The organism is Mycobacterium sp. KBS0706 (assembly GCF_005938675.2).
Classification (GTDB): Bacteria; Pseudomonadota; Alphaproteobacteria; order DSM-16000; family Inquilinaceae; genus Inquilinus.
Genome location: NZ_VCCH02000072.1, coordinates 1 through 22872, shown reverse-complemented (window position 1 = coordinate 22872; position 22872 = coordinate 1). Strand labels below are relative to the sequence as shown.

At 69.8% G+C, this 22872-nt stretch carries 22 protein-coding genes; 8 read left to right on the top strand and 14 right to left on the bottom strand.

Features of this window, described 5'->3' with window-relative positions:
- Nucleotides 1–11: 11 nt before the first annotated feature.
- The 5 genes from FFK22_RS29910 to gcvA form a co-directional block, all read right to left on the bottom strand.
- Nucleotides 12–500, bottom strand: coding sequence for a tripartite tricarboxylate transporter TctB family protein (locus FFK22_RS29910; protein WP_138891612.1), 489 nt, complete (start codon nucleotides 498–500; stop codon nucleotides 12–14).
- Nucleotides 497–1444, bottom strand: a complete 948-nt coding sequence (locus tag FFK22_RS29905) for a tripartite tricarboxylate transporter substrate binding protein (protein ID WP_138891611.1) — start codon at nucleotides 1442–1444, stop codon at nucleotides 497–499. Before FFK22_RS29905 ends, FFK22_RS29910 begins: the two co-directional genes overlap by 4 nt.
- A gap of 229 nt (nucleotides 1445–1673) precedes the next feature.
- Complete coding sequence (locus FFK22_RS29900; protein WP_221938962.1) at nucleotides 1674–4166, bottom strand: extracellular solute-binding protein; 2493 nt, start codon at nucleotides 4164–4166, stop codon at nucleotides 1674–1676.
- Entirely contained in the window at nucleotides 4163–4840 is a 678-nt protein-coding gene (locus FFK22_RS29895; RefSeq protein ID WP_138891610.1) for a response regulator transcription factor, read from the bottom strand. The genes FFK22_RS29900 and FFK22_RS29895 overlap by 4 nt, the downstream gene beginning before the upstream one ends.
- 36 nt (nucleotides 4841–4876) lie before the next feature.
- The gene (gene gcvA, locus FFK22_RS29890; protein WP_138891609.1) at nucleotides 4877–5758 is read right to left on the bottom strand and encodes a transcriptional regulator GcvA; all 882 of its coding nucleotides are present in this window, start codon (nucleotides 5756–5758) and stop codon (nucleotides 4877–4879) included.
- Between the two features lie 94 nt (nucleotides 5759–5852).
- Between gcvA and FFK22_RS29885 the strand changes: the two genes are divergently transcribed.
- Complete coding sequence (locus tag FFK22_RS29885) at nucleotides 5853–6560, top strand: SDR family oxidoreductase (RefSeq protein ID WP_138891608.1); 708 nt, start codon at nucleotides 5853–5855, stop codon at nucleotides 6558–6560.
- Between the two features lie 110 nt (nucleotides 6561–6670).
- Here the strand turns inward: FFK22_RS29885 and pncA are convergent, their stop codons facing one another.
- From pncA to FFK22_RS29870, 3 genes are all read right to left on the bottom strand, one after another.
- Nucleotides 6671–7390, bottom strand: coding sequence for a bifunctional nicotinamidase/pyrazinamidase (pncA, locus tag FFK22_RS29880; protein ID WP_138891607.1), 720 nt, complete (start codon nucleotides 7388–7390; stop codon nucleotides 6671–6673).
- Nucleotides 7391–7467: 77 nt separating this feature from the next.
- Nucleotides 7468–8514 (bottom strand): bile acid:sodium symporter family protein, encoded by a 1047-nt coding sequence (locus FFK22_RS29875; protein ID WP_138891606.1) that lies wholly within the window; start codon nucleotides 8512–8514, stop codon nucleotides 7468–7470.
- Nucleotides 8515–8675: 161 nt separating this feature from the next.
- Nucleotides 8676–9605 carry an AraC family transcriptional regulator gene (locus FFK22_RS29870; protein WP_138891605.1) on the bottom strand — a complete coding sequence of 310 codons (930 nt, stop codon included), beginning with the start codon at nucleotides 9603–9605 and terminating at the stop codon, nucleotides 8676–8678.
- Between the two features lie 208 nt (nucleotides 9606–9813).
- Here FFK22_RS29870 and FFK22_RS29865 point away from each other — a divergent pair, with 208 nt between their 5' ends.
- Nucleotides 9814–10782, top strand: coding sequence for a quinone oxidoreductase (locus FFK22_RS29865; RefSeq protein WP_138891604.1), 969 nt, complete (start codon nucleotides 9814–9816; stop codon nucleotides 10780–10782).
- A 16-nt stretch (nucleotides 10783–10798) separates the two neighbouring features.
- Here the strand turns inward: FFK22_RS29865 and FFK22_RS29860 are convergent, their stop codons facing one another.
- A complete protein-coding gene (locus FFK22_RS29860) occupies nucleotides 10799–11281 on the bottom strand; it encodes a class I SAM-dependent methyltransferase (protein ID WP_138891603.1) in 483 nt (160 codons plus the stop codon).
- Between the two features lie 171 nt (nucleotides 11282–11452).
- Between FFK22_RS29860 and FFK22_RS29855 the strand changes: the two genes are divergently transcribed.
- From FFK22_RS29855 to FFK22_RS29840, 5 genes are all read left to right on the top strand, one after another.
- Nucleotides 11453–12133 (top strand): bifunctional 2-polyprenyl-6-hydroxyphenol methylase/3-demethylubiquinol 3-O-methyltransferase UbiG, encoded by a 681-nt coding sequence (locus FFK22_RS29855; protein ID WP_138891602.1) that lies wholly within the window; start codon nucleotides 11453–11455, stop codon nucleotides 12131–12133.
- A gap of 177 nt (nucleotides 12134–12310) precedes the next feature.
- Complete coding sequence (locus tag FFK22_RS44555) at nucleotides 12311–12442, top strand: hypothetical protein (protein WP_306770192.1); 132 nt, start codon at nucleotides 12311–12313, stop codon at nucleotides 12440–12442.
- Between the two features lie 72 nt (nucleotides 12443–12514).
- The gene (locus FFK22_RS29850; protein ID WP_138891601.1) at nucleotides 12515–13084 is read left to right on the top strand and encodes a TetR/AcrR family transcriptional regulator; all 570 of its coding nucleotides are present in this window, start codon (nucleotides 12515–12517) and stop codon (nucleotides 13082–13084) included.
- Between the two features lie 50 nt (nucleotides 13085–13134).
- Nucleotides 13135–14055, top strand: a complete 921-nt coding sequence (locus FFK22_RS29845; RefSeq protein ID WP_138891600.1) for an oxidoreductase — start codon at nucleotides 13135–13137, stop codon at nucleotides 14053–14055.
- A gap of 80 nt (nucleotides 14056–14135) precedes the next feature.
- Entirely contained in the window at nucleotides 14136–15752 is a 1617-nt protein-coding gene (locus tag FFK22_RS29840; protein WP_138891599.1) for a glucan biosynthesis protein, read from the top strand.
- 5 nt (nucleotides 15753–15757) lie between these two features.
- Here the strand turns inward: FFK22_RS29840 and FFK22_RS29835 are convergent, their stop codons facing one another.
- From FFK22_RS29835 to FFK22_RS29825, 3 genes are all read right to left on the bottom strand, one after another.
- Nucleotides 15758–18769: a P-loop NTPase fold protein gene (locus FFK22_RS29835; RefSeq protein WP_138891598.1), complete on the bottom strand. Its 3012-nt coding sequence runs from the start codon at nucleotides 18767–18769 to the stop codon at nucleotides 15758–15760.
- Nucleotides 18770–18988: 219 nt separating this feature from the next.
- Nucleotides 18989–19645, bottom strand: a complete 657-nt coding sequence (locus tag FFK22_RS29830; protein ID WP_138891597.1) for a hypothetical protein — start codon at nucleotides 19643–19645, stop codon at nucleotides 18989–18991.
- Nucleotides 19646–19656: 11 nt separating this feature from the next.
- The gene (locus FFK22_RS29825; protein ID WP_138891596.1) at nucleotides 19657–20190 is read right to left on the bottom strand and encodes an RNA polymerase sigma factor; all 534 of its coding nucleotides are present in this window, start codon (nucleotides 20188–20190) and stop codon (nucleotides 19657–19659) included.
- Between the two features lie 135 nt (nucleotides 20191–20325).
- Here FFK22_RS29825 and FFK22_RS44010 point away from each other — a divergent pair, with 135 nt between their 5' ends.
- Nucleotides 20326–21420: a hypothetical protein gene (locus FFK22_RS44010; protein WP_221938961.1), complete on the top strand. Its 1095-nt coding sequence runs from the start codon at nucleotides 20326–20328 to the stop codon at nucleotides 21418–21420.
- A gap of 69 nt (nucleotides 21421–21489) precedes the next feature.
- Here the strand turns inward: FFK22_RS44010 and FFK22_RS29810 are convergent, their stop codons facing one another.
- Both FFK22_RS29810 and FFK22_RS29805 read right to left on the bottom strand, forming a co-directional pair.
- Complete coding sequence (locus FFK22_RS29810) at nucleotides 21490–21801, bottom strand: hypothetical protein (RefSeq protein ID WP_138891594.1); 312 nt, start codon at nucleotides 21799–21801, stop codon at nucleotides 21490–21492.
- Nucleotides 21802–21882: 81 nt separating this feature from the next.
- Complete coding sequence (locus FFK22_RS29805) at nucleotides 21883–22671, bottom strand: aldolase (protein ID WP_138891593.1); 789 nt, start codon at nucleotides 22669–22671, stop codon at nucleotides 21883–21885.
- Between the last annotated feature and the right edge of the window lie 201 nt (nucleotides 22672–22872).

The window sequence follows — 22872 nt, the reverse complement described above, 5'->3', positions numbered from 1 at the left end:
TCAGGCCCCGATCACGAGAACAGCTTTTCCAGCGGGCCCGTCGGCAGGGTCAGGTCCAGCCCCTTGCTGAAGATGAACCAGACCGCGAAGGCGAAGACGATGCCGATCGGAATGGTCTGCCACAGCGGACCGCGGCCGAACGCCTTCACGGTCGCGGCGAACAGGAGGCCGGTCGCGATCGAGAAGCCGGCCGTGGTCAGCAGCAGCATCTGCGCGGCCAGGCCGCCGATGATCCAGAGGATCGGCGGCAGGTCGTCCTTCTCGCGCGGCGGCGGGTCGCCGCGCCAGGCGGCGACCGCCGTCCACACCGCCATGATCAGCAGCAGGCCGCCGATCAGGCGGGGGAAGATCGCGGGCCCGAACCGGGCCGCGAACCCCTTCACATTGAGCAGGCTGGCGTCCCAGAACAGCACCGCGGCGGCGACAGCCAGGGCCGCGGCGATCCCCAGGACCGGCCAGTCCGGCCGACGCCGCGCAGGCTGTTCCGGGGCGGCGCTCATTCGGCCAGACCGATGTCTTTGAGGATCTGGCCGGTGGTGCTGATGTCGGCGGCGAGCTGCTTGTCGAACGCGTCGCCGGCCAGGTAGGTGTCGGTCCAGCCCTTGGTCTTCAGCGTCTCCTGCCAGGTCTTGGACTTGGCCAGCTTCTCGATGTCGGCGGCGACGGCGGCCTTCTGCTCGTCGCTCAGCCCCGGTGCCGCGGCGACCATGCGCCAGTTCTGCACCACCACGTCGAGCCCGGCTTCCTTCAGGGTCGGCCCGTCGGCGCCGGGCAGCCGCTCCGGGCTGGACACGGCCAGAAGGCGCAGCGCCCCGGCCTTGATCTGGGATTCGAACTCGCCGTAGCTGGAGATCCCGGCCGTCACCTGGCCGCTCAGCACCGCGGCCAGCGCCTCGCCGCCGCCGGAATAGGCGATGTAGTTGATCTCGGTTGGGTCAACGCCGGCCGCCTTGGCGGTCAGCCCGACCGTGACGTGATCGACGCCACCGGCCGAGCCGCCGGCCCAGGTCACGCCGCCCGGATCCTTTTTCAGAGCATCCACCAGATCCTGCACCGACTTCAGCGGCGAATCCTTCGGCACGACGATCGCCTCGTACTCGCCGGTCAGGCGGGCGATCGGGGTGACGTCGGCCAGGGTCACCGGCGACTTGTTGGTGATGATGCCGCCGACCATGACGTAGCCGCCGACGATCAGGGCCTTCGGGTCGCCCTTGTTCTGGCTGACGAACTGGGCCAGGCCGACCGTGCCGGCGGCGCCGGGCACGTTGACGACCTGGATGCTGCGCGAGATGCCCTCGGTCTGCAGAGCCGCCTGCATCGACCGCGCGGTCTGGTCCCAGCCGCCGCCGGGAGCCGCCGGCGCGATGATGGTGTAGTCGTTTGCCCGGGCCGCCAGCGGCAGCGCCAGGACGGCCGCCAGCGCGGCGATCGCAAATGTCTTCATGGGTGTCCTCCCCCTATCGGTTTGGTTTTGCCGAAAGCATAGCATCCTGCGCCGTCAAGGCGCAGGCCGGTCGCTCATCGGTCGCTGGTGATGGACGGAATTTGGACGGGCCGCCGCCGGTCGCGGGGCTCTTGCATCTCGGGTGACATCGGGACCTCCCTGGCCTGTTGCTTGCGCCCGGGCATCGCGATCGGCCCGGTTCCAGGGATCAGTCTAGCCGCCGAACCTGTCAGCGTCCTGTCATCGGTTCGGTGCCGTCGGACACCAGGCGCCGCCAGGTCTGCAGGAACCGCTCGCGCCGCCGCTCGTCGAGCGCCACCAGCAGCGACGGCCCCAGCGGGATCGGCTGCAGCGCGCCTTCGGTCTTGCCGGCGATACTGCCGGCGGACCATGGGCCGGAGATGTCGGGCATGATCGCGCCCAGGCCGGTGACGCCCGCCGCCAGGGCCTGGCCGCGCGGCGACAGCAGGTAGTCGACGAAGGCGCGAGCCAGCTCGGCATCCGGCGCGCCGCGCGGGATCAGCGCCACCCGGGTCATGACGAGGGCGTAGTCCTCCGGCACCACCACGCCCAGCTTCAGCCCCGCCGCCTGGCGGGCGAAGGCGTAGGAGCCGAGCAGGTTGTAGCCGAGGATCAGCTCGCCGCTGACGATCCGGTCCAGCATCTCCGGGCTGCTGCCGCTGAGCTTCGCGTCGACCCGGCCGAAGGCTGCGGCCAGGCGCCAGAAGTTCGAGGAGATCAGCGCATCCTGGCTGGCCAGCAGATGGCCGATGCCGCTGACCGCGATGTCATAGGTGGCGACCCGGCCGCGGAACCGCTCCGGCTGCGCCTCCAGGAGCGCGATCAGCTCGGCATGGGAATGCGGCACCTCGGCCTCGGCCAGAAGGTCGGGGTTGTAGGCGATCACCGCCGGCTCGAAGGTGAAGCCGATCGCCTCGGCCCGCCACTGCGCCCAGTGCGGCAGCCGGTCGAGCCAGGGCGAGGCATAGGCCTGGGCGAAGCCGTCATTGGCCAGCTTCACCTGCAGGTCGGGGGCGGAGCTGATCATCAGGTCCGGCACCGGCGACAGCCGGCCGCTCGACGCTGCCTGGTACATCGGCAGCGTGTCGGTCTCCTGGTACACCACCCGGATCTCCGGCCGCAGCGCCTGGAAATCGGCGATGAAGCGGGCGAAGAGCGGGGTGTCGGTGGCGCCGAGGATGGTGAGCGTCCGCTCGCCGCCGGCCGGGGCGGGGTAGACGGTGGTGCCGGGCGCGGCCCGCACGGGTCCGATGGTCGCCACCAGCAGGGCCGCGGCCAGCAGCAGCGCTGCGGCCGTGCCGTTCGGCCGTCGTCGCGCCGCCTCCACGACGGGCAGCGTGACCTCGACCCGCAGCCCGCCGCCCGGCCGGTCCAAGAGCGCCAGCGTGCCGCCATGGGCCTCGGCCACGGTGCGGACGATCGACAGGCCCAGCCCGGATCCCGGCCGGTCGCGGCTGCCCTCGCCGCGGGCGAAGCGCTCCAGCACCAGGTCCTTCTCCACCGCCGGGATGCCCGGGCCGCGGTCGGAGACCCGGATCACGGCCCGGCCGCGCTCGACCGCCGCCTCGATCTCGACATCGCCGGCCGGCGCATGGGTCAGGGCGTTGTGCACCAGGTTCCACAGCATCTCGCGCAGGGCCACCCGGTCGCCGCTGATGCCGGCCCGCGCCGCCTCCGGCGCCAGCGTGACCGACAGCCGGCCGGCCTCCTCGAAATCCAGGCGCTGGCGGACATCCTCGACGATGGCGTCGAGCGCGACGACGGTGGCCTCGCGGGCCTCCAGCCGGTGGCGCACGGTCGCGTCCATCAGCAGCTGGTTGACCAAGTGGCTAGCCTGGACCGCGTTCTGGTGGATCCGGACCACGCGGTCGCGCAGCCGGGCGGGGTCCTCCTCCTCGACCGCGACCTCGGCCTGGGCGCGCAGCGAGGCCAGCGGCGTACGCACCTGGTGGGCGGCGTCGGCGACCAGGCCGCTGACCCGCTCCATCACGCTGCGCAGCCGGGCGATGAAATCGTTCAGCGCCCCGGTCAGCTGCTGCACCTCGACCGGCACCGGCACCTGCACCGGCGACAGGTCCTCCGGCGCACGGCGGCGCAGCTCGCGCTCCATCACCACGAGGGGGGCGAAGGCATAGCGGATGCCGAACCAGACCAGCGCGATGGCCACCAGGCCGAGGGCAGCGAGGGGCAGGGCGGCCTGGCCCAGGATCTCCGACGCCAGGGCCTCCCGGGCGCCGCGGGTCTCGGCGACGCGGATGGTGGCCCAACCGGCCTTGCCCTCGACGAAGACCAGCCGGCCGACCGTGGCAATCCGCACCGCCTCGCCGTGATAGGTGCCGTCGATGAAGCCAGGGGTGGCCGAGGCAGCCGTCGGCAGCCCGGCGCCGAGGTCGCGATAGCCGGTGACGAAAGCGCCGTCGGGCGCCGCCACCTCGTAGAACACGCGGTCGTCGTCGGAGAAGTCGAGCATCGCCAGCGAGGCGGTGGGCAGCTCGACCGTGACCGCGCCGTCCTCGATCTGCACCGCGCCGGCGATGGTGAAGGCGGAGGCGGCGAGCAGCCGGTCGAAGGCGCTGTCCGACGCGCCGCGGGCATAGCCGCGGATCAGGGCCACCAGGCCGATGCCGGCCAGCAGCAGCGCCAGCACGGTCAGCGCCAGCATGCGCCGCCGGATCGAGGCGCGGCCGGCCCTGGCGGTCACTCCTTGGATCCGCGCGGCTGCACCCGGTAGCCGGTGCCGCGGAGGGTGACGATGTCGATGTCGGCGCCCTCCAGCTTGCGGCGGACGCGCGACACCAGCAGCTCCAGCGCGTTGACCGACACGTCCGCCTCGTCGCCGAACAGTTGCATCATCAGCCGGTCCTTGGCCGCGACCTGGCCGGCGCGGGTCAGCAGGATCTCCAGCAGCCGGAACTCGCGCCGGCCGAACTCGACATGCTGGCCGGCGACGGTGACGGCGCGGCCGGCCAGGTCCAGCGTGACGTTACCATGTGACACGGTGCTGCTGGTCTGGCCCGCCGGGCGCCGCAGCAGGGCGCGCAGCCGCGCCTCCAGCTCGCGCAGGTCGAAGGGCTTGACCAGGTAGTCGTCGGCGCCGAGGTCGAGGATGCCGACCTTGTCGTCGATCTCGGACCGGGCGGTGACCACCAGCACCGGGGCGTCGATGCCGCGCCGACGCAGGTCGCGCAGCACGGCGAAGCCGTCCTGGCCCGGCAGCATGATGTCCAGCAGCACGGCGTCGAAGGCATCGTGGCCGGCAGCCTCGGCGGCGGCCAGCCCGTCGCGCACCCATTCCACCGAATGGCCGGATTTGCGCAGCCGGTTCTCCACCGCCTCCCCGAGATCGGGATTGTCTTCGACCAGAAGGATCCGCATCAACCCTTCATGTCGGAAAGCGCAGGGCGCCGCAAGTCAGCCGGCGGCCTCGGAGAGCAGCCACAGCCGCATCGCCGCGACCTTGCGGGTGTCCCACAGCTCGGGCGGCGCGACGATGAAGAAGCCACGGCCCGGCGGCAGGCGGGTGGCGAGCGGCGGCGCCGCCAGCTGGCCGGCCCGCAGTTCGCGTTCGACCAGCGGGCGGGGCACCAGGGCGATGCCCTGGCCCAGCAGCGCCGCCTCGATCGCATGCAGCGTGTGGCTGAAGCGGACACCGCGCCGGGCCTCGGCTTCGTCGCGGCCGGCGGCGCGATACCATTCGGCCCACAGGAAATGGGAATCGTGCAGCAGTGGCACCCGGGTGCCGAGGTCGCCCGGGTCGAGCGTGCCGTCGGAACGGCACAGCGCCGGGCTGCACACCGCCACCGGGTCGGCCGGGAACAGCAGCTGCGCCGCCAGGCCGGGATCGATTCCGGTGCCGTAGCGGATGGCGATGTCGACGCCGTCACGGCGGAAATCGACCAGGTCGTTGGAGGCGGAGAGGCGGACATCGATGCCGGGATGGCGGCGGGTGAAGCCGTCCAGCCGCGGCACCAGCCAGCGCGACACGAAGCTGGGCGTGGCGCTGACCGTCAGCACATCAGCCTGCTGCGCGATCCGGGAAGCGGCGTCGGCGATCAGCCGGAAGGCCTGCTCGACCGGCGGCAGCAGCGCCTCGCCGGCCGGGGTCAGGGCCAGGCCGCGGGCATGCCGCTCGAACAGCGGGGCGCCCAGCGCCTGCTCCAGCCCGCGCACCTGCTGAGCCACGGCGCTCTGGGTCACGTTCAGCGCCTCGGCCGCCGCCCGGAAGCTGAGGTGCCGGGCCGCGGCGCGGAAGGCGCGCAGGCCGTTCAGCGGCGGCAGCCGGTCGGCGAGCATGTAGTTTTCCTGCAGCCCGGGTGAAGAACTTCCCGTTTGTCTCCTCCGCCCGGCAGGCGCCACTGTCAAGCATGCGCGACAAGGAGATCGAAGCATGAGCACGACCGAACGGGTGGCGATCGTCACTGCCGCCAGCAAGGGGATGGGCGCCGCGATCGCGCGCGAGCTGGCCCGGCGCGGTTATAAGCTGGCGCTGTTTGCCACCTCCGACGCGGTGACCGCGCTGGCGCAGGAGCTGGGCGGCATCGCCGTGCAGGGATCGGTGACCGAGCCGGCCGACCTGCAGCGCCTGGTCGATGCGACGCTCGAGCGCTATGGCCGGATCGATGCGGTGGTCAACAACACCGGCCACCCGCCCAAGGGCGACCTGCTGGCCATCCCCGATGGCGACTGGCATCTCGGCCTCGACCTGGTGCTGGTCAATGTGGTGCGGCTGGCCCGGCTGGTGACGCCGGCCATGGAGGCGGCCGGAAAGGGCGCGATCGTCAACATCTCGGCCTTCGGCGCGGTGCAGCCGGGTGCAGCCTTCCCGGTGTCGTCGGTGCTGCGGGCAGGGCTGTCGGCCTTCACCAAGCTCTATGCCGACCGTTACGCCGCCGCCGGCATCCGCATGAACAGCGTGCTGCCCGGCTTCATCGACAGCTACCCGGAGACGCCGGAACTGATCGCCCAGATCCCGACCCGGCGCTTCGGCACGGTCGAGGAGATCGCGGCCACCACGGCCTTCCTGCTGTCCGACGAGGCTGGCTACATCACCGGCCAGAACCTGCTGGTCGATGGCGGGCTGGTGAAGGGGATCTGAGCCCCACCCGGCCTTTCCCGAATTGTCATGCCCGGGCTTGACCCGGGCATCCAGGAGATGTCGACATTCTCTGGATTGCCGGGTCAGCCCGGCAATGACAGGGGAGGAGGTCAGGCGATATCCGCCGAGACGATCTTCTGCACCCCGGCCGCGGTCATCGCGGTCCAGGCCTTGGCCAGCGACCCTTCGGCGTCGATGCCGCGGCAGGCGTCGTCGACGACGAAGGCCTCGAACCCCGCCTTGCGGGCGTCGATGGCGCTGTAGCAGACGCAGAAATCGGTGGCGACGCCGACGGCGAAGACCCGGCGGATGCCGCGCTCCTTCAGATACCCGGCCAGGCCGGTGGCCGTGCCGTCGGCCTCGTTGAAGGCGGAGTAGCTGTCGACCGTCGGGTGATAGCCCTTGCGGATCACAAGCTCCGCCGTCGGCAGCTTCAGATCGGCCGACAGGTCGGCGCCTGCCGTGCCCTGGACGCAGTGGTCGGGCCAGAGCACCTGGTCGCCATAGGGCAGCTTGGTGGTCGAGAACGGCTTGGCGCCGGGATGCGCCGAGGCGAAGGAGACATGGCCCGGCGTGTGCCAGTCCTGGGTCGCGACGATGTTGTGGAAGCGCGGCGCCAAGGCGTTGATCACCGGCACCACCTTGTCGCCATCGGCGACCGCCAAGCTGCCGCCGGGCAGGAAGCAGTTCTGGACGTCGATGACCAGCAGCACGTCGGCGTCTCCCGGCGTGATCGTCGCGGCCGCGGCGATGCCGGAGCGCAGCCACGCGGCGCCCGCTATAGCGGCGCCGGCAGCGGCCAGAAATGTGCGGCGGCTGATCCGGGTCATAATGTTCCCCTTCCTGTCATGCAATGCCGGAAGGCTCGCATGGAGAGAGGGAGGCAACAAGTCCTAAAGATGGGACGTCAGGCGGCCTTTGCCGCCCGGCTGCGCGCGGGTTTGCTGTTCTTGTTGGCCTCACGCGCCTCCGCATCCGTCAGCGGCCGGGCGGCGAGGCGACCGGCGATGACACTGACCGCCATCAGCTGGAAGAAGTGGAACAGCATCAGCGGCGCCAGCACCAGGCCGAGCTGCGGCGAGGTGCCGAACATCAGCCGGGCCAGCGGCACGCCGGTGGCCAGCGACTTCTTCGAGCCGCAGAAGGTCGCGGCGATGGTGTCGGGCAGGTCGAAGCCGACCAGGCGGCAGACGCCCCACATCACGGCGAAGGCGATGCCGAACAGCAGCACCACGCCCACGACAATCTCGACCAGCACGATCGGGTCCTGCTGCGACCAGATGCCGGACGCCATGGAATCAGCGAAGGAGCCGTAGACGATCGCGAGGATGATCACCCGGTCGGCCATCTTGATCCGGGCGTAGTGGCGGTTGGCCCAGGCGCTGAGCAGCGGCCGCACCAGCTGGCCGAGGACGATCGGCAGCACCACCAGCAGCGCCACCTTCAGCAGCACCGGGCCGAGCGGCATCGCGGCGCCCTGGCTGTGGGTGTACCAGGCCATCAGCAGTGGCGTGGCAACGACGCCGATCAGGCTCGACAGCGTGGCGTTGAAGATCGAGGCAGACAGGTTGCCGCGCGCCAGCGACGTCATCGCCACCGAGGAGGAGATGGTCGAGGGCAGCACGGCGAGGAAGAAGAAGCCCAGCAGCAGCTCCGGCTGGATCCAGCCCTTGCCGAGCGCACCGGCGCCCAGCACCAGGGCCGGGAACAGGATGAAGGTGCCGGCGGTCGCCAGGAGGTGCAGCCGCCAATGCGACGCGCCGGCCCGCATCTTCTCCGGCGCCAGAGTCAGGCCGTAGAGGAAGAAGACGACCGAGACGCCGTAGGTCGAGATCCAGTCCCAGTGCAGGGGGCCGCCCGTGACGCCCGGTGTGGGCCAGAGACACGCCGCGAGGGCGACGAGGGGAAGGGCGATCATGAACCAGTCGGGCTTAGCCCGGCGTGTCTTGCTCATCACTCTCTCGCAACTTGCTCGGGTGACCCGTGCATTCCGTATACAAGATAGGATATGTCCGACCTGGACCACCCCCGATCCGGTATGGGTGTGTTGCAGTGCGGAAATGGTTGCTGCGGATGCGAAGGGGAGCGCGGCGGCAGCGCCTCCTATTCCCTTGCTCACCCGGCGGGCAGCGCCGATACCGCGGATCTGCGGAAGGCGCCGGGGGTGACGCCGACCTCCTTCTTGAAGGCGCGGTTGAAGGCGGCCGCGGAGTCGTAGCCGACGCTGCGCGCCGCCTCCGCCAGCGAGGCGCCATGCTGCTGGATCAGCCGCGAGGCGCGGTAGACGCGCCAGCGCGTGAGATAGTCGAACGGCGCCTGCCCGACGACGGCCCGGAAGCGCGCGGCAAAGGCCGAGCGGGACATGCCGGAGACCCTGGCGAGTGCGTCCACCGTCCAGTCCCTGGCGGGCTCCGCATGCATCGCCTCGATCGCCCGCGCCAGCTGCCGGTCCGAGACGGCCGCGAGCCAGCCATGGGCCGGCCCGTCGGGCTGCGCGGAATAAGCGCGGATCGCGTGCACGAAGAGCAGCTCGAACAGCCGGTTGACCACCGCCTCGGAACCGAGCCCGGGCGCCTCCGTCTCCGCCGCGAGCAACTCCAGCACCGACTGGAAGGCCAGGCTGCGGTTCTGTTCGAGCTTGAGGTGGAGCAGGGGCGGCATGACGTTCACCAGCGGCCGGGCCTCCAGCGTGTCCATCTCGAAGAAGCCGCTGATGAAGGTGGTGAGCGCGCCGCCGCCGCCGACCTCGATCCGGTTGCCGACGCGCAGCTTCTCGACGTCGACGCAATCCATCGGCAGCGAGTCCTCGCGGTCGTACATCCGGTAGGGCTCGCTATCGAGCATGATGAAGACGTCGCCGCCGCGCAGCGGGATCGGGTCCGGGTGGGTCGCCGTGGTCAGCACGCCGACCCCGCGGACGACCAGCACGAATTTCACGACGGGATCGCCGGAGGATTCGAAGGCCCAGGGCGCGGTCGCATCGAGCCGGGTGAAGGTCGCCTGGCGAATGCGCATCTCGCCCAGAATTTCGGTCAGAGGGTCCATGGCGCTCTCGCGGGTTTGGACGATCGAGCAATGAAACTGGACGTTCATCGCTCGACCGACCTCTCTTGCTTCCAATATATCGGCGGCAACAGGAGACACCAATGACCATCGCCATCGAGCAGGTCCGTCGGGCCAAGGGCGTTCATGCGGCGGTCGACGCGGCCGAGCGCGCCGCGGGGGCCTCCGTCCGGATCTGAGGAGCATCGAGATGAAAGCGATCGTGATGACGCATGTCGGCGGCACCGAGGCGCTGGCGCTGGCCGACCGGCCCGAGCCGGTGCCCGGCCCGGGCGAGGTGCTGGTCGAGGTTGCCGCCGCCGGCGTCAACTTCATGGATGTCGGCGTGCGCCGCGGCATGGCCTGGACCGAGATGCCCGACCCCAAGATCCTCGGCGTCGAGGGCGCGGGCCGGGTGGTCGCGGTCGGCGACGGCGTTGCCGGGCTGCGGCCGGGGCAGCGCGTCGCCTGGGTCTATGCGCCGGGCAGCTATGCCGAGCGCATCGTGGTGCCGGCGGCGTCGCTGGTGCCGGTGCCCGATGCCATCGACGACGCGACCGCGGCCTCGGTGATGATGCAGGGGCTGACCGCCAGCCACTTCGCGACCGACTTCTATCCGGTCCAGCCGGGCGACGTCGCCCTGGTCCATGCCGCCGCGGGCGGGCTCGGCGGGATCCTCAGCCAGATCGTCAAGCTGCGCGGCGGCCGGGTCATCGGACGCGTGTCCAGCGCCGACAAGGTCGCCGCGGCCCGCGAGGCCGGCGCCGATCACGTCATCGTCGACCGCGACGGCAGCTTCGCCGCGGAGGTCCTGCGCCTGACGGGCGGCGAGGGCGTGCATGTCGTCTATGACGGCTCCGGGCCGGCGACCTTCCGGGATTCGCTGGCCTCGCTGCGCCGGTCGGGCACCTTCTGCTGGTTCGGGCCCGTGCTCGGCGGCCCCGGGCCACTCGAGCTCATGAGCCTGCCGAAGAGCGTCAAGATCGGCTACGGCGTGTTCTTCGACCACATCCCCACGCCGGAGCTGCTGCGTAGCCGTTCGGCCCGGCTGTTCGACTGGATCGCCGACGGCAAGCTGAGCATCCGCATCGGCGGGACCTATGCGCTCGCCGAAGCCGCCCGGGCGCATGCGGATATGGAACGTCGCGCCACGACGGGCAAGCTGCTGCTGGTCCCGTGACCGACGGCTCAGCTGCTCAGCCCACACGCCAGATGAAATACGGCCAGTCCGGCGTGTCGAAGGGCAGGGCGGTCCAGCGCGGCGCCTGTAGCGGCCGGTCGCTGACCACCAGGCCGCCGGGCGCCATCAGCTGGTCGATCAGCCCGGCCAGCCAGCCGGCCTGGGCGGCGTCGCGGGCGCGGTCCTCGCTGCCGAAATCGGCATGGGCCAGCGCGGCGGGGATCCACGGGGTCCAGCCGGGCAGGGTGGCCAGCGTCTCGCGGAAATCGCCCAGCACCAGGTCGGCGCCGGCCGGCGCCGCATCCGCCGGGGCGTGCAGGTCGCGGTCGAAGGCGATGATCCGGCGCTCCGGGAACAGCTTGCGCAGGTGGCTGTAGGTGCGGCCCTTGCCCAGCCCGATCTCCAGCACCGGGCCGGGCACCATCTCCTCCGCCGCCCGCTCCAGCGCCCGGCGCTGGGTGTTGAGGCGGGCGATCATGCGGTCGAGGCGGCTGTCCATGGGGCGGCTCCGGGCAGGCTCCGGGGTGTCGAGGGCCGCCACTGTAGGTTTGGCCGGGGATGCCGTCGATCCCGCGAATGCACATCGAGATCGGTCGTCCGGACAAATTCTCCGCTCTGTCACAACCGGGGTATAGGGTCGCCGCATTCCGCCCGACACCGAGGACAGGTCATGACCGCCCCTTCCTACGCCACCTGGCACACCGACCCGCAGAAAGAGGCCGCGATGGGCCCCTCGCATGCCCCGCTGTGGCGCCATTTCATCGAGACGTTGCCGGACCGCGACCTCGCGACCCGGACGGTCCTGGATTTCGGCTGCAACCGCGGCGGCTTCCTGCGTCTGCTGCACACGCTGCGGCCGTTCCGCCGGGCCGTCGGCATCGACATCGCCTCGGATTCGATCGCGGCGGCGACCGCGGCGAAGGGTGACCTGCCGCTCCAGTTCGAGGTGGCGACGGATCTGGCGCCCTGGGCGGACAGCTTCGACATCGCCTTCAGCTACGAGGTGATCTATCTGCTGCCCGACCTGGCCGGCCATGCCAGGGGCATGTTCGATGCGCTGCGCGACGGCGGTGTCTATTACGCGGTCACGGGCTGCCACACCGAAAACCCGCTCTGGCCGCGGTGGCGCGAGGTGATCGGCGGCGCCAGCAACGCGCCGGTGCAGAACCGCGCGCCCCAGGACTTCATCGACGCCTTCGCCGCGGCCGGCTTCGCCGTCTCGGTGAAGCGCTTCGGCTATGACGGCTTCATCCCGGCGACCAAGGACCGGTCCTACTATCCCAGCATCATCGATGCGATCACTTATGCCGCCGACCACAAGCTGCTGTTCCGGCTCGAGAAACGCGCCTGAGGCGCCGTTGTGGCCGCGATCCGGCGCAAGCCCGGCAGCGTCCTCTGGCACCAGCTGGTGGACGCGCTGGCGGCGGAGATCGCATCGACGACTATCAGCGGGTGTCGACCTCGATCCAGGCTCGGACGTCGACTTCGGAGGAGGCCCGCCTCCTCCGGCAGCCGAAATCCCCCCATCATGGTTGTGGACAAGGTCGATGCCGATCTCGACGGGGTTCCGTTCTGCTTCTCCAGCGCGGCGTGGTCGGCCGAACGCGTGTCCTTCACCGTCGCCGGCGGGACTCGCGCCCGCTCCGAACACATCTCTTGAACGGACGGCGATTCTTGAACGGACGGCGATCTGCTCCATATGATTGAGCAACCGCTCACTCATTTCCGGATCATGGCCCGTCCCCTCAGTGAAGAAAAGCGCGACGCCATCCTGGCCGCCGCCGCCGATCTGATCGCCGCGCAGGGTCTCGGCGCCTCGACCGCCAAGATCGCCAAGGCGGCCGGCGTCGCCGAAGGCACGCTGTTCACTTATTTCCCGACCAAGGACGACCTGCTGAACCAGCTGTTTCTCGAGATCGAGAGCGACCTCGCCGGTTCGGTACTCGCCGCCGGTCTCCCGGATGGCGATCCGCGCGACCGCGTCCGGCACCTCTGGGACCGGCTGATCGACTGGGGGCTGGCCAATCCGGTCCGGCGCAAGGCGCTGCGCCAGCTCAAGGTGTCGGATCGCATCAGGGCAGACAGCCTGCGGCGTTTCGAGGCCCAGTTCCGCGAGGCCCGCGCCATGGTCGAACAATGCCTCGCCGGGCACGTCGACCCGGCCCGGATGCCGTTCTACATCGACACGGTCCTGCTCGGGCTCGCGGAAATCGCCATGGACGCGATCACCGCGAATCCCCAGGACCGTGAATCGATCCGCCAGGCCGGCTTCGACCTGTTCTGGAAGGGCTCGGCCGCCTGATCCATTTGCTTCGTTAATGAGCGTGGACTCACTCAATGAAGGAAAGTGAGATGTCGAACCGCAATGGCTTCACCGAAGCCGATGTGCCCGACCAGTCGGGCAAGTGCTTCATCGTCACCGGGGCCAACACCGGCCTCGGCTTCGAAGCGTCGCGCGTGCTCGCCGCGCGTGGGGCGCGGGTGCTGCTGGCTTGCCGCGACCAGGCGAAGGCGGAGGCCGCGATGGCGCGGATTCGCCAGGCGAGCCCCAGGGCGGACCTCGCTGTCCTGCCGCTCGACCAGGCGGACCTCGCCAGTGTCCGGGCGGCGGCGGATCTGGCGGCCCGCGAACCGCGGATCGACGCCCTGATCAACAATGCCGGCGTGATGTTCCCGCCCCTGACGCGCACCAGGCAGGGCTTCGAGCTGCAGTTCGGCGTCAACCATCTGGGCTGCTTCGCCCTGACCGCGCTGCTGCTGCCCAAGCTGGCCGAGACCGAGGGGGCGCGGGTGGTCGTGACCTCGAGCATCGCCCATCGCGGGGCGAAGCTCGACTGGGACGATCTCAATGCCGAGAAACGCTATGACCGGTACCGGCGCTATGCCGCCAGCAAGCTCGCCAATGCGCTGTTCGCCTTCGAGCTGGACCGGCGCCTGCAGGCCTCGGGCTCGCCGGTCGCAGCGGTGGGCTGCCATCCGGGTATCGCATCGACCGACCTGGGACGGCATATGGGGGCGCTGAAGATCCTGCTGTCGCTGGTCAGGCTGGGCCTCAACAGCGCCGCGATGGGCGCCTGGCCCACCCTGCAGGCGGCGGCCGGTCCCGTGACCCCCGGCGGCTATTACGGACCGACCGGCTTCCGGGAGTTCAGGGGCGTCTCCGGCGAGGCCTCGCCGACCCGGCAGGCCCGGGACCCCGCCCTGGCCCGGCGGCTGTGGGACGCCTCGGTTGCGATGACCGGCATCGATCCGGGCCTGCCGGCAGCGGCATGACGGAGGCTTGGCTTACCGCCGTCCGGCTTGGTAAGGAAGGCGGCGCCCCGCCGCCCGGAGGCCGCAGCGAAAGGACCGACATGCTCGACCGCCGTACCCTGCTCAAGCTGGCCGCTGCCACCCAGATGTTCGGGATGTTCGGCGGCGCCTCCGCCCTGGCCGCGCCGCCGGCGGGGCTGCGCTACGGCGAGGCCGGGCCGTTCTCCTATGACTGGCTGAAGGGCCGCGCCCGCGCGCTGGCGGCCGCGCCCTACGCCTCGCCGCCGCGGCCGGATCCGGCGACCGTGGAGTCGATCGACTACGACGCTCATGGCAAGCTGAAGTACAAGCCGGAATACGCGCTGTACGGCGACGGCCAGCCGGGAGCCTATCCAGTCACCTTCCAGCATGTCGGCCGGTTCTTCCCGAAGACCGTGAAGATGCATGCGGTCGACCCCGCCGCCGGCACGGCGCGCGAGATCACCTACGACCCGCAATACTTCACCGTCGGCCCGGACAGCCCGGCCGCCAAGCTGGCGCCGGAGGCCTCGGCCTTCGCCGGCTTCTGGATCCAGGAGGCCAAGGACAAGGGCGACTGGAAGACCGAGGAGCCCTGGGTGGCCTTCCTCGGCGCCTCCTATTTCCGCGCCAAGGGCGAGCTCGGCCAGGTCGGCCTGTCGGCCCGCGGCATCACCATCACCCCGGGCTCGGGCGGGCCGGAGGAGTTCCCGGACTTCATCGGCTACTGGTTCGAACCGGCGAATTCCGACGCCGATGCGGTGACGGTCTACGCGTTGCTCGACGGCCCCAGCCTGACCGGCGCCTATCGCTTCCTGATGCGCCGCACCGCCGGCGTGGTGATGGATGTCGAGACCACCCTGTTCCTGCGCCAGCCGGTCGAGCGCCTGGGCGTGGCGCCGCTGACCTCGATGTTCTGGTACTCCGAGACGGTGAAGAAGACCGCGATCGACTGGCGGCCCGAGGTGCATGACAGCGACGGGCTGGCGATGTGGACCGGCGGCGGCGAGCACATCTGGCGGCCGCTGAACAACCCGGCCCGGATCGTGGTCTCCAGCTTCTCCGACCAGTCGCCGCGCGGCTTCGGCCTGCTGCAGCGCGACCGCAACTTCGACCATTACGAGGACGGGGTGCGCTACCACCTGCGCCCCTCGGCCTGGATCGAGCCGCTGGGCGACTGGGGCCGCGGCCAGGTGCAGCTGGTCGAGCTGCCGACCGACGACGAGATCCACGACAACATCGTCGCCTACTGGCACCCGGAGGCGCCGACCAAGGCCGGCGACGAGCTGCCCTTCGCCTACCGCATCCACTGGCTGGCGGACGAGCCCTACCCGACGGATCTGGCGCGGGTGGTGGCGACGCGCCTCGGCCGCGGCGGCCAGCCCGGCCAGCCGCGCCCGGAAGGCGTGCGCAAATTCATGGTCGAGTTCCTCGGCGGCCCGCTGAAGGACCTGCCCTTCGGGGTGAAGCCGGAGCCGGTGTTCTGGGCCTCGCGCGGCACCTTCTCCTCCTACACCTTGATGGAGGCGGTGCCGGACGACGTGCCCGGCCATTGGCGCGTCCAGTTCGACCTGGCGGTCGACGGCGACGACCCGGTCGAGATGCGGCTGTTCCTCAAGGTCGGCGACCAGGTTGCGTCTGAGACCTGGCTGTTCCAGTACCGGCCCTTCGTGTCCGACGCCCGGCCGGTGGGGAACTGACGCCGCTACTGGTAGCGGTTGAAGGAGTAGCGCCGGACCAGCCGGGCCACGGGCAGGCAGTCGCCGACGGTGAGGGGGCGTTCGCCGCGGGCGTCCTGCACGGCGATGACCGCCTCCCTCAGTGCTGGACAGGCCTGGAACAGGGCATTCAGGGCGACTCCTCCGGGATCCGCCGCCGCCTCCCGATCGGTTGCGACCTTGAGAATATCCGTTTCCGGCGCGCTCGCCTTCAGCCCGTCGTAGAGCGCGTCGGCCACCTCCACCGGCTGGCCGGTCTCGACCGCCACCAGCAGGGCGACGATAGGGCGACTCGCCTCGGCATCCGCCGCCGGTAGGGGCGATGAGGCGGGATCGCTCATCCGCGTCCGCACGAGCCGGTAGACATTCACCAGCCGCTTGGCGCCGCGCGGGGTGCGTGGGGCGATCGTGCCGATCGTAGGGCTGGACAGGAAATTGACCTCGTCCTGCGACAGCTTGACGGCTTCGAGCGCGATGTCCAGATCATCCTCCCGCTTGTTGCCGGTTCCGGTTGTCTGCCCACTGGATTCGCCCGATCGCTTCGGTACGTCGGCAGTGCTCGGCCAGCCCTCGTTTGGCAGTTCCCCTCTCGCTTTCGCCGACTGATCGCTTCCGTCGGTTGCCTGCTCTCCTCCGCCAACGACTGTATCGCGTTCGAGCAGGCCGCGAACGAAAGCGCCGTAGCTTCCGCCCCTCTCATCGTCGGCATTGAGCGGGCGCAGCCAGAACGGCAGCTGAAAAATCTTCTCGAGATAGGCGATGGCGCGCTTCCGCCGTTCCAGATCCACCGCTCCCCTTTGCCGTTCCGGATCCGCGGCCTCGTCAGACACCGCGGGCCCAACTGGCATGCCCATCTCAGTCTGCGCTGCCAGCGCCGCCTGGATCCACGCCACGTCGACCGCGACCACGACCACAAATGCCTGAAAGGCCAGCAGCAGATGGACCGCCTGCAGCACCTCGTACACCTGCCGGTGCGTGCAGCGGTCGAGATCGTCGATGTACAGGATGATGCGGTCGGGAACGTCCTCATGGGTGTTGCGGTTAGCGGGCTTCTTCTCGGTGACGATTGTGTCGACCGCCTGGAACAGCCGCCGTGCCCGGCTGATCAGCCCGATCTCGCGGTCGATCGCCTTGGTGTCCGGATCGTCCTCCAGCACGTAGCGCAGCAGCCGCGGCGAGTTGCTGAGTCCGTCGGAGCTGACATAGCGGGCCAAGGCACTGCTCGCCCGCGCCGCCGCGTCCCGTCGCGCCGCCGCTTCCGCTTCCATGGCCTTCAGCGCCGCTTCCTTCTCCAGGACGGTCTTCAACCCGTCTATGACGCTGGATTTCAGCGTCTGGGCGAAACTGGCGGTGCTGCGCAGGATTGAGGCGACGGCCTTGATGCCCGGGAGGACGGCGCCGGTCGCCGCACCCAGGGCGGCCAGTGCCGACCATCCGCCGATACCGGTGACGAAGCTGACGATGCTCATGGGATCGAGCAGCGTCGCGGCTGCGATGGACGCCAGGACGAACAGAACGGCGAGAGCGGCCGCGGCCGTCCGCCAGGAGGTCGCCCTCACCGAGTCCCAGATGAGCCTCAGCTGTCCCAGGATCGACTGGGCCGACTTGGCTGCGCTGACGAAGTCGTCGATGCCCTTCGTAGGGTCGTCCTGATAGGCGCGGCGGCCGAGCTCGACGAGATCAGGCTTGTGCTTTTCATAGGCCGTCGTGATCGTCTCGACCAGGGCGTGTGAAAAGACCTTGGACTGTTCTGCTTTGAGCTCCTTGATCGCCGCGTCGCGCTCTTTTCGCGCCTCGACGATGAGGCGGTCGCCTTTGTTGACCGCTTCCTCCGCTGCTCCCGCCGCCTTCGTGAGCTGCTGAACGTGGTCATTGACCTGGGTCACAAGCTTGGCATGAGCCACCTTGCCCTGGCGCGAGAAGCCGCCGGCGCGCAACTGGTCGAAGAACTCGGCGGTCAGGCTGGCCCACAGATTGGCGTCGGCGAATTGCCAAGCGTTGAAGCGGATCTGGACGACCTGGGAGATGAATTCGTGATTGGCGTCTGCCGTCTCGCCGACGTCGCGACGTGTCGACGCCTTCGCAGCCACCTCCCCGGTGATCCTGGCTATCTCCGCTTCGAGACGGTCCATGAATGTGGATTTGCCGGCGCCCCAACCACCAAAAATGCCGACCGAGAGAGGCGTGGTCCCCTCCTTGAGACAAATCATCCGTGCGAGAGCGACAATATCCGGGTCCGTACCGAGATGGTCTTTGCTCGATGGGTCATAAGCGGCAGGGCGATCGTTGGTGAAGCGGGGCAGGAACTCCGTGCGCGGTGATGGATTGGTCAGCAGGATCTCCCGCCAGGCCCTCAGATTTTCGTCTCGCTCCGCATTCAGTTCGATCCTGGCATAGAGCGCCCGCCGCAGATCCGCCAGATCGGCTGCAGTCGGAGCCCATTCGAAGCTGGCGAACGCGTCTGCGGCGCTTCTCGAAGCCAGCATCGCGGCAAAGAGGTGGCGCAGATCCGCGGAGTCACGCCTGACGGTCTGGTTCGCGTAGCCGGTGGCGATTCTGAGAGCGTCGCGAACGGATGTCGAGGGGATGACCTCGAAGCCCTCTTTGAAAGCACCAAGGAGGGCCTCCGCGTCAGTCATGGCCCCGTTGGCAACGGACTGGAGGCGGATGTTGTTGCTGTCGCCAACCCGCTTCGAGAGCCATTCGGCAAACCAGGCCGCTTCGTTTCCGTAATTCCGAGAGACCTCGTCTGGGAGACCGACCGACAGCATCGCAAGAAAAAATGCCCTCAGATCGAGAACGATCTCCCGTCTCTCCCGATCGATCTTTGCATACCGGGTGATTCTCCTGAGAACCAAGACGAAGCCTGGCGATCTGCGATTGACTGAGTTGCCGAAGGAATCCCGCGCCTTCTTCTCTAGATTGTCCCAGAGAGCCAGGGATTCAGTCTCGTCGGATCTGGATACGGTATCGGACGTAGATGTTGTATTGTTATCCACAAATACCTCCACTGCAATTCATTGATCGTAATCGGTCCGGCTGGTGTCAGAAAATGCGCGGGTGATCCGCGTCGGCTTATAAATTATGGCCGCTGCGAGCCTGTGACGAAGGCCCGAAGCAAGCGTTCAATGTTGATCATCATGCCAGCAAACACGCTGCCTCGCCATTGGTCGAGCCGCGACAAGCCCGGCGTCGCGGATTGCCGGCGCGCCGCCAAGCTACAGCGCCTGGGCGTTGTCCTTGCCGTCGGGCCACCAGATGCGCCAGTCGCGCTGGCCGATACGGCAGGCGATGCCGCCGCCACTGCGCGGGCCCTCAGGCCCCTCGACCGCCTCGACGAACTCGCGGCAGAAGCGGCCGGAAGCGTCGATGAAGGTCGAGACCGGGCGCACTCGGCCGGTCGACGGGCCGTCGCGCCATGGCGTCTCGACGCCGTTTGGCGCCTGCTCCAGCACCTCGGCCCGCCGGGCCTCGACCGCCTGCTGGGCGGCCAGGCGCAGCTGCTCCGCCGTCTCGATCCGGGCCACCCGGTTCTCAAGCCGGTCGATCACGCTGAGCGCGGTCCAGCCGCCGCCGATGACCGCGAGCAGCGCCACGGCGGCGGCGATCGCCCCGAGCCAGCGGGCGGCCGGGCGGCGTCGCGGTCTCTGAGGAATGGCGGCCGGTCGCGGTGCCAGCAGCCCGGCCAGGGCCGGCGGCAGCGGCTCCTCCACGGCCGGGAAAGCGGAGGTCAGCAGCGCCGCCATCTCGCGCTCGTGCCGCAGCGTCGCGGCCAGGGTCGGGTCCTGGGCCAGTGCCGCCTCGACCAGCCGGCGGCGCTCCGGGTCCAGCGTGCCGTCCGCATATCCGGCGATCCAGTCGGTGTCGATCGTCATGGTCGCCTCCTTCACCGTCGCACCGCCATGGCCATGGCGGCGACCGAGCGCCGCGCCAGCAGGTGCTGCAGCGCCTGGCGGCCACGATGCAGCCGGCTCATCACCGTGCCCACCGGCACGTCAAGGGCGTCCGCCGCGGCGGCGTAGCTGAGGCCGCCGGCCGAGACCAGCAGCAGCACGCTGCGCTGGTCCTCCGGCAGCCGGTCGATCGCCCGCTGCACCGCCGCCAGCATCAGCGTCGCCTCGACCTCGGCCTCGGCGTCGCCGCCTTGCAGCGTGTCCGGATCGACCGGCTCGGCCATGTCGCCGCGGCGGCGCCCGGCCCGCAGCCGGTCGAGATGCAGGTTGTAGGCGATGCGGAAGATCCAGCCCTGCAGGGTGGCGGCCGCGGCCGCCTGATGGGCCCGCTCCAGCGCCCGCTCGCAGGTGGCCTGCAGCAGGTCGTCGCCCTCGGGGGAGGAGCCGGCGAGGGCGCGGGTGAAGGCGCGCAGCCGCGGCAGCGACGCCAGCAGCGCCCCCCTCACATGCTCCGCCGGATCGGACATATCACCACCCTGCTGTTGCGAATCATCCGTCCGCGCCGACGTATTAACGTGCGACAGGGCCTGTCGTCCCGATCCGGATCCGAATATTTTTGCGTGGCTCCGGGGAATGACCGTGGCCCCCCGGACGTCAGAGTTATGACACGGGCCGTCGCGGCCCGCTTCGACACTAGGATTTCGGAGTTCCCTATGCGTATCCGTTCTGCTGCGACACTGCCCATCGTGGCTGCTTTCGGACTGCTCTACGCCACCGCGGCGAGCGCCGCCGCCTGGGGCGATCTCAAGGACGTCTCCAAGCCGCAATTCATTACCGTCAAGGACAATGGCCACGGTGGTGGGAATGGTGGCGGCAACGGCGGCGGCAACGGCGGCGGGAACGGCGGGGGGAACGGCGGGGGCAACGGCGGGGGCAATGGGGGCGGGAACGGTGGTGGGAACGGCGGCGGCAACGGCAACGGGGGCGATAAGGGCGGAAACAGCGGCAACGGGGGCGGGAACGGCGGGGGTAATGACGGCGGCAATGGGAACGGCAACGCCGGCGGGAAGGCCAGCAGCAGCGGCAGTGGTTCCAGCAGCACCGGCACCGGCGTCGACAGCTCCGGGGATGACGATGACAGCCCCGGCAACAGCGGCAAGATCCGGGGCAATCGCCACGGAACCGGCGCCGCCAGTGCGACGGATGACTCCGACGGTCCGGGCAACAGCGGCAAGACCAGGGGCAACCGCCATGGAACCGGCGTCGCCAGCTCGACCGATGACCTCGACGGTCCCGGCAACAGCGGCAAGGCCAGGGGCAAGCGGCCCGACAAGGTCGACACCATCTCGCTCGACGACGACACCACCGCCGCGCTGATCGGCTCCGGCTGGTCGCCGACGGTCGGCAACGGGACGTTCTCCAACCACGGTCAGCGCGTCTCCACCCTGGTCGGCCTGGCCAAGGAACTCGGCTACGGCGCCGATGTCGGCGCCATGCAGGCCAATTTCGGCACGCCGCAGGAGACGGGCATCCGCGCCCTGCAGGAGCGGATCGCCGAGCTTAAGGCCGATCCGTTCGCGGACCCGGACAAGATCGACGCGCTCGAGGCCGAGCTCGCCGACCGGATCGTGGAGGTCAAGCCCGGCACCGGCCCGACGGGCGACTGGGAGACGACCAATCTGGATGTCGACGGCAATGGCGTGGTCGATGACCGCGACCTGGCCCTGGCCCGCGAAGGCTTCCGCCCGTTCGACTGACGATCCTGGACGGGAACGCCGCCGGCAGGGTCTGGCCTTGCCGGCGGTGCTGTTGGCTGTCCGGCCCACTCAGTCGAACCGCAGCGGGATGTTGATCGTGACGCCCGGGGCCGGGGCGTAATAGTAGGGCGGCGGCTCCACATAGACCGGCGCCGGCCGGCGGTAGTAGTAGGGCCGCTCGTAATAGCCGTAATACGGTCGCTCATAGACCACGACCGGCGGCCGCGGCCGCGCATAGTAGTAGCTGTGGCCGTAGTGGGGCCGCGCCCAGGGCGGGCCGCCGCCATGCCAGGGCTTGTGATGGGCCAAGGCCGGCCCGGCGGTCGCCAGCACCGCCAGGACGGTCAGTGCCGGCACGAGGATGCGTCGTCTCAAGCTCATCTCGATCAATCCCCTTTCCGGGCGCCCAGACGGACGCCCCTCAGACCAGGGACGATCGAGCTCCGCGCTTTATTCCATCGATCAGGCGGCGAAGCCGGGATCCTCCCGCAGCAGCCGGCGCTTGATGCTCTCCAGATGCAGCCGGGCGCTCTCCTGGTCGCCTTCGCGCATCTGCCGGTAGGTGCGGCGGGCGATCTCCGCCGGCACCGGGCGCAGCGTCCGGCCGGTGCTCAGCGCCTTGACCTGCACCGCGGCGGCGCGCTCGAGATAGTAGAGGTCGTCCCAGGCTTCGGCGATGGTCGGTCCGCACACCATCACGCCATGGTTGCGCAGGAAGACGATGTCGGCGTCGCCCAGAGTCGCGGCGATCCGGTCGCCCTCGGCCTCGTCCAGGGCCAGGCCGTTATAGGCGTCGTCGACCGCGGTGCGGCCGTAGAATTTCAGCGCCGACTGCCCGGCCCAGACCAGCGGCTCGCCCTCGACCATGCTCAGCGCCGTGGCGTTCGGCATGTGGGTGTGGAAGGCGGCCCGCACCCGCGGCAGTTGCTTGTGCAGCCGGGCATGGATGTAGAAGGCCGTCGCCTCCGGCCTGCCGTCGCCGTCGATGACGTTGCCGTGGAAGTCGCAGACCAGCAGGCTCGACGCCGTGACCTCGGCGAAGGCCAGGCCGTAGGGGTTGACCAGGAACAGGTCGTCGCGGCCGGGCACCATCGCCGAGAAATGGTTGCAGATGCCTTCCTCCAGCCCCAGCCGCGCGGCCATGCGGAAGCAGGCGGCCAAGTCGATCCGGGCCTGGCGCAGCGCCGCCCAGTCGATCTCGCCGATGTTCGAGAGGCGGGACGGGTCGGCGGCTTGCAGCTCATGGGCCATGGCGGGGCCTCCTGTCGGGCGAGGGGTTCAGAACCAGCCGGCATCCTTGAACAGTGCGGGCAGTCCGTCCAGGGCTGGAAGCGCCGTGTCGGGCGCATGGCCGTCGGGCGGGCGGCGGCCTGTGCCGTGGCGGTGATGGCTGACGGGGCCTCGCCGACCTGACGGGAACTCCAATCGACCAGGCCGCTCATGCGGAGTCTC

Excerpts from the sequence above, each read along its gene's own strand:
- FFK22_RS29910 (WP_138891612.1), bottom strand. The coding sequence starts at position 500 with ATGAGCGCCGCCCCGGAACAGCCTGCGCGGCGTCGGCCGGACTGGCCG.
- FFK22_RS29905 (WP_138891611.1), bottom strand. The coding sequence starts at position 1,444 with ATGAAGACATTTGCGATCGCCGCGCTGGCGGCCGTCCTGGCGCTGCCG.
- FFK22_RS29895 (WP_138891610.1), bottom strand. The coding sequence starts at position 4,840 with ATGCGGATCCTTCTGGTCGAAGACAATCCCGATCTCGGGGAGGCGGTG.
- gcvA (WP_138891609.1), bottom strand. The coding sequence starts at position 5,758 with ATGCTCGCCGACCGGCTGCCGCCGCTGAACGGCCTGCGCGCCTTCCGC.
- FFK22_RS29885 (WP_138891608.1), top strand. The coding sequence starts at position 5,853 with ATGAGCACGACCGAACGGGTGGCGATCGTCACTGCCGCCAGCAAGGGG.
- pncA (WP_138891607.1), bottom strand. The coding sequence starts at position 7,390 with ATGACCCGGATCAGCCGCCGCACATTTCTGGCCGCTGCCGGCGCCGCT.
- FFK22_RS29875 (WP_138891606.1), bottom strand. The coding sequence starts at position 8,514 with ATGAGCAAGACACGCCGGGCTAAGCCCGACTGGTTCATGATCGCCCTT.
- FFK22_RS29870 (WP_138891605.1), bottom strand. The coding sequence starts at position 9,605 with ATGGACCCTCTGACCGAAATTCTGGGCGAGATGCGCATTCGCCAGGCG.
- FFK22_RS29865 (WP_138891604.1), top strand. The coding sequence starts at position 9,814 with ATGAAAGCGATCGTGATGACGCATGTCGGCGGCACCGAGGCGCTGGCG.
- FFK22_RS29860 (WP_138891603.1), bottom strand. The coding sequence starts at position 11,281 with ATGGACAGCCGCCTCGACCGCATGATCGCCCGCCTCAACACCCAGCGC.
- FFK22_RS29855 (WP_138891602.1), top strand. The coding sequence starts at position 11,453 with ATGACCGCCCCTTCCTACGCCACCTGGCACACCGACCCGCAGAAAGAG.
- FFK22_RS44555 (WP_306770192.1), top strand. The coding sequence starts at position 12,311 with ATGGTTGTGGACAAGGTCGATGCCGATCTCGACGGGGTTCCGTTCTGC.
- FFK22_RS29850 (WP_138891601.1), top strand. The coding sequence starts at position 12,515 with ATGGCCCGTCCCCTCAGTGAAGAAAAGCGCGACGCCATCCTGGCCGCC.
- FFK22_RS29845 (WP_138891600.1), top strand. The coding sequence starts at position 13,135 with ATGTCGAACCGCAATGGCTTCACCGAAGCCGATGTGCCCGACCAGTCG.
- FFK22_RS29840 (WP_138891599.1), top strand. The coding sequence starts at position 14,136 with ATGCTCGACCGCCGTACCCTGCTCAAGCTGGCCGCTGCCACCCAGATG.
- FFK22_RS29830 (WP_138891597.1), bottom strand. The coding sequence starts at position 19,645 with ATGACGATCGACACCGACTGGATCGCCGGATATGCGGACGGCACGCTG.
- FFK22_RS29825 (WP_138891596.1), bottom strand. The coding sequence starts at position 20,190 with ATGTCCGATCCGGCGGAGCATGTGAGGGGGGCGCTGCTGGCGTCGCTG.
- FFK22_RS44010 (WP_221938961.1), top strand. The coding sequence starts at position 20,326 with ATGACACGGGCCGTCGCGGCCCGCTTCGACACTAGGATTTCGGAGTTC.
- FFK22_RS29810 (WP_138891594.1), bottom strand. The coding sequence starts at position 21,801 with ATGAGCTTGAGACGACGCATCCTCGTGCCGGCACTGACCGTCCTGGCG.
- FFK22_RS29805 (WP_138891593.1), bottom strand. The coding sequence starts at position 22,671 with ATGGCCCATGAGCTGCAAGCCGCCGACCCGTCCCGCCTCTCGAACATC.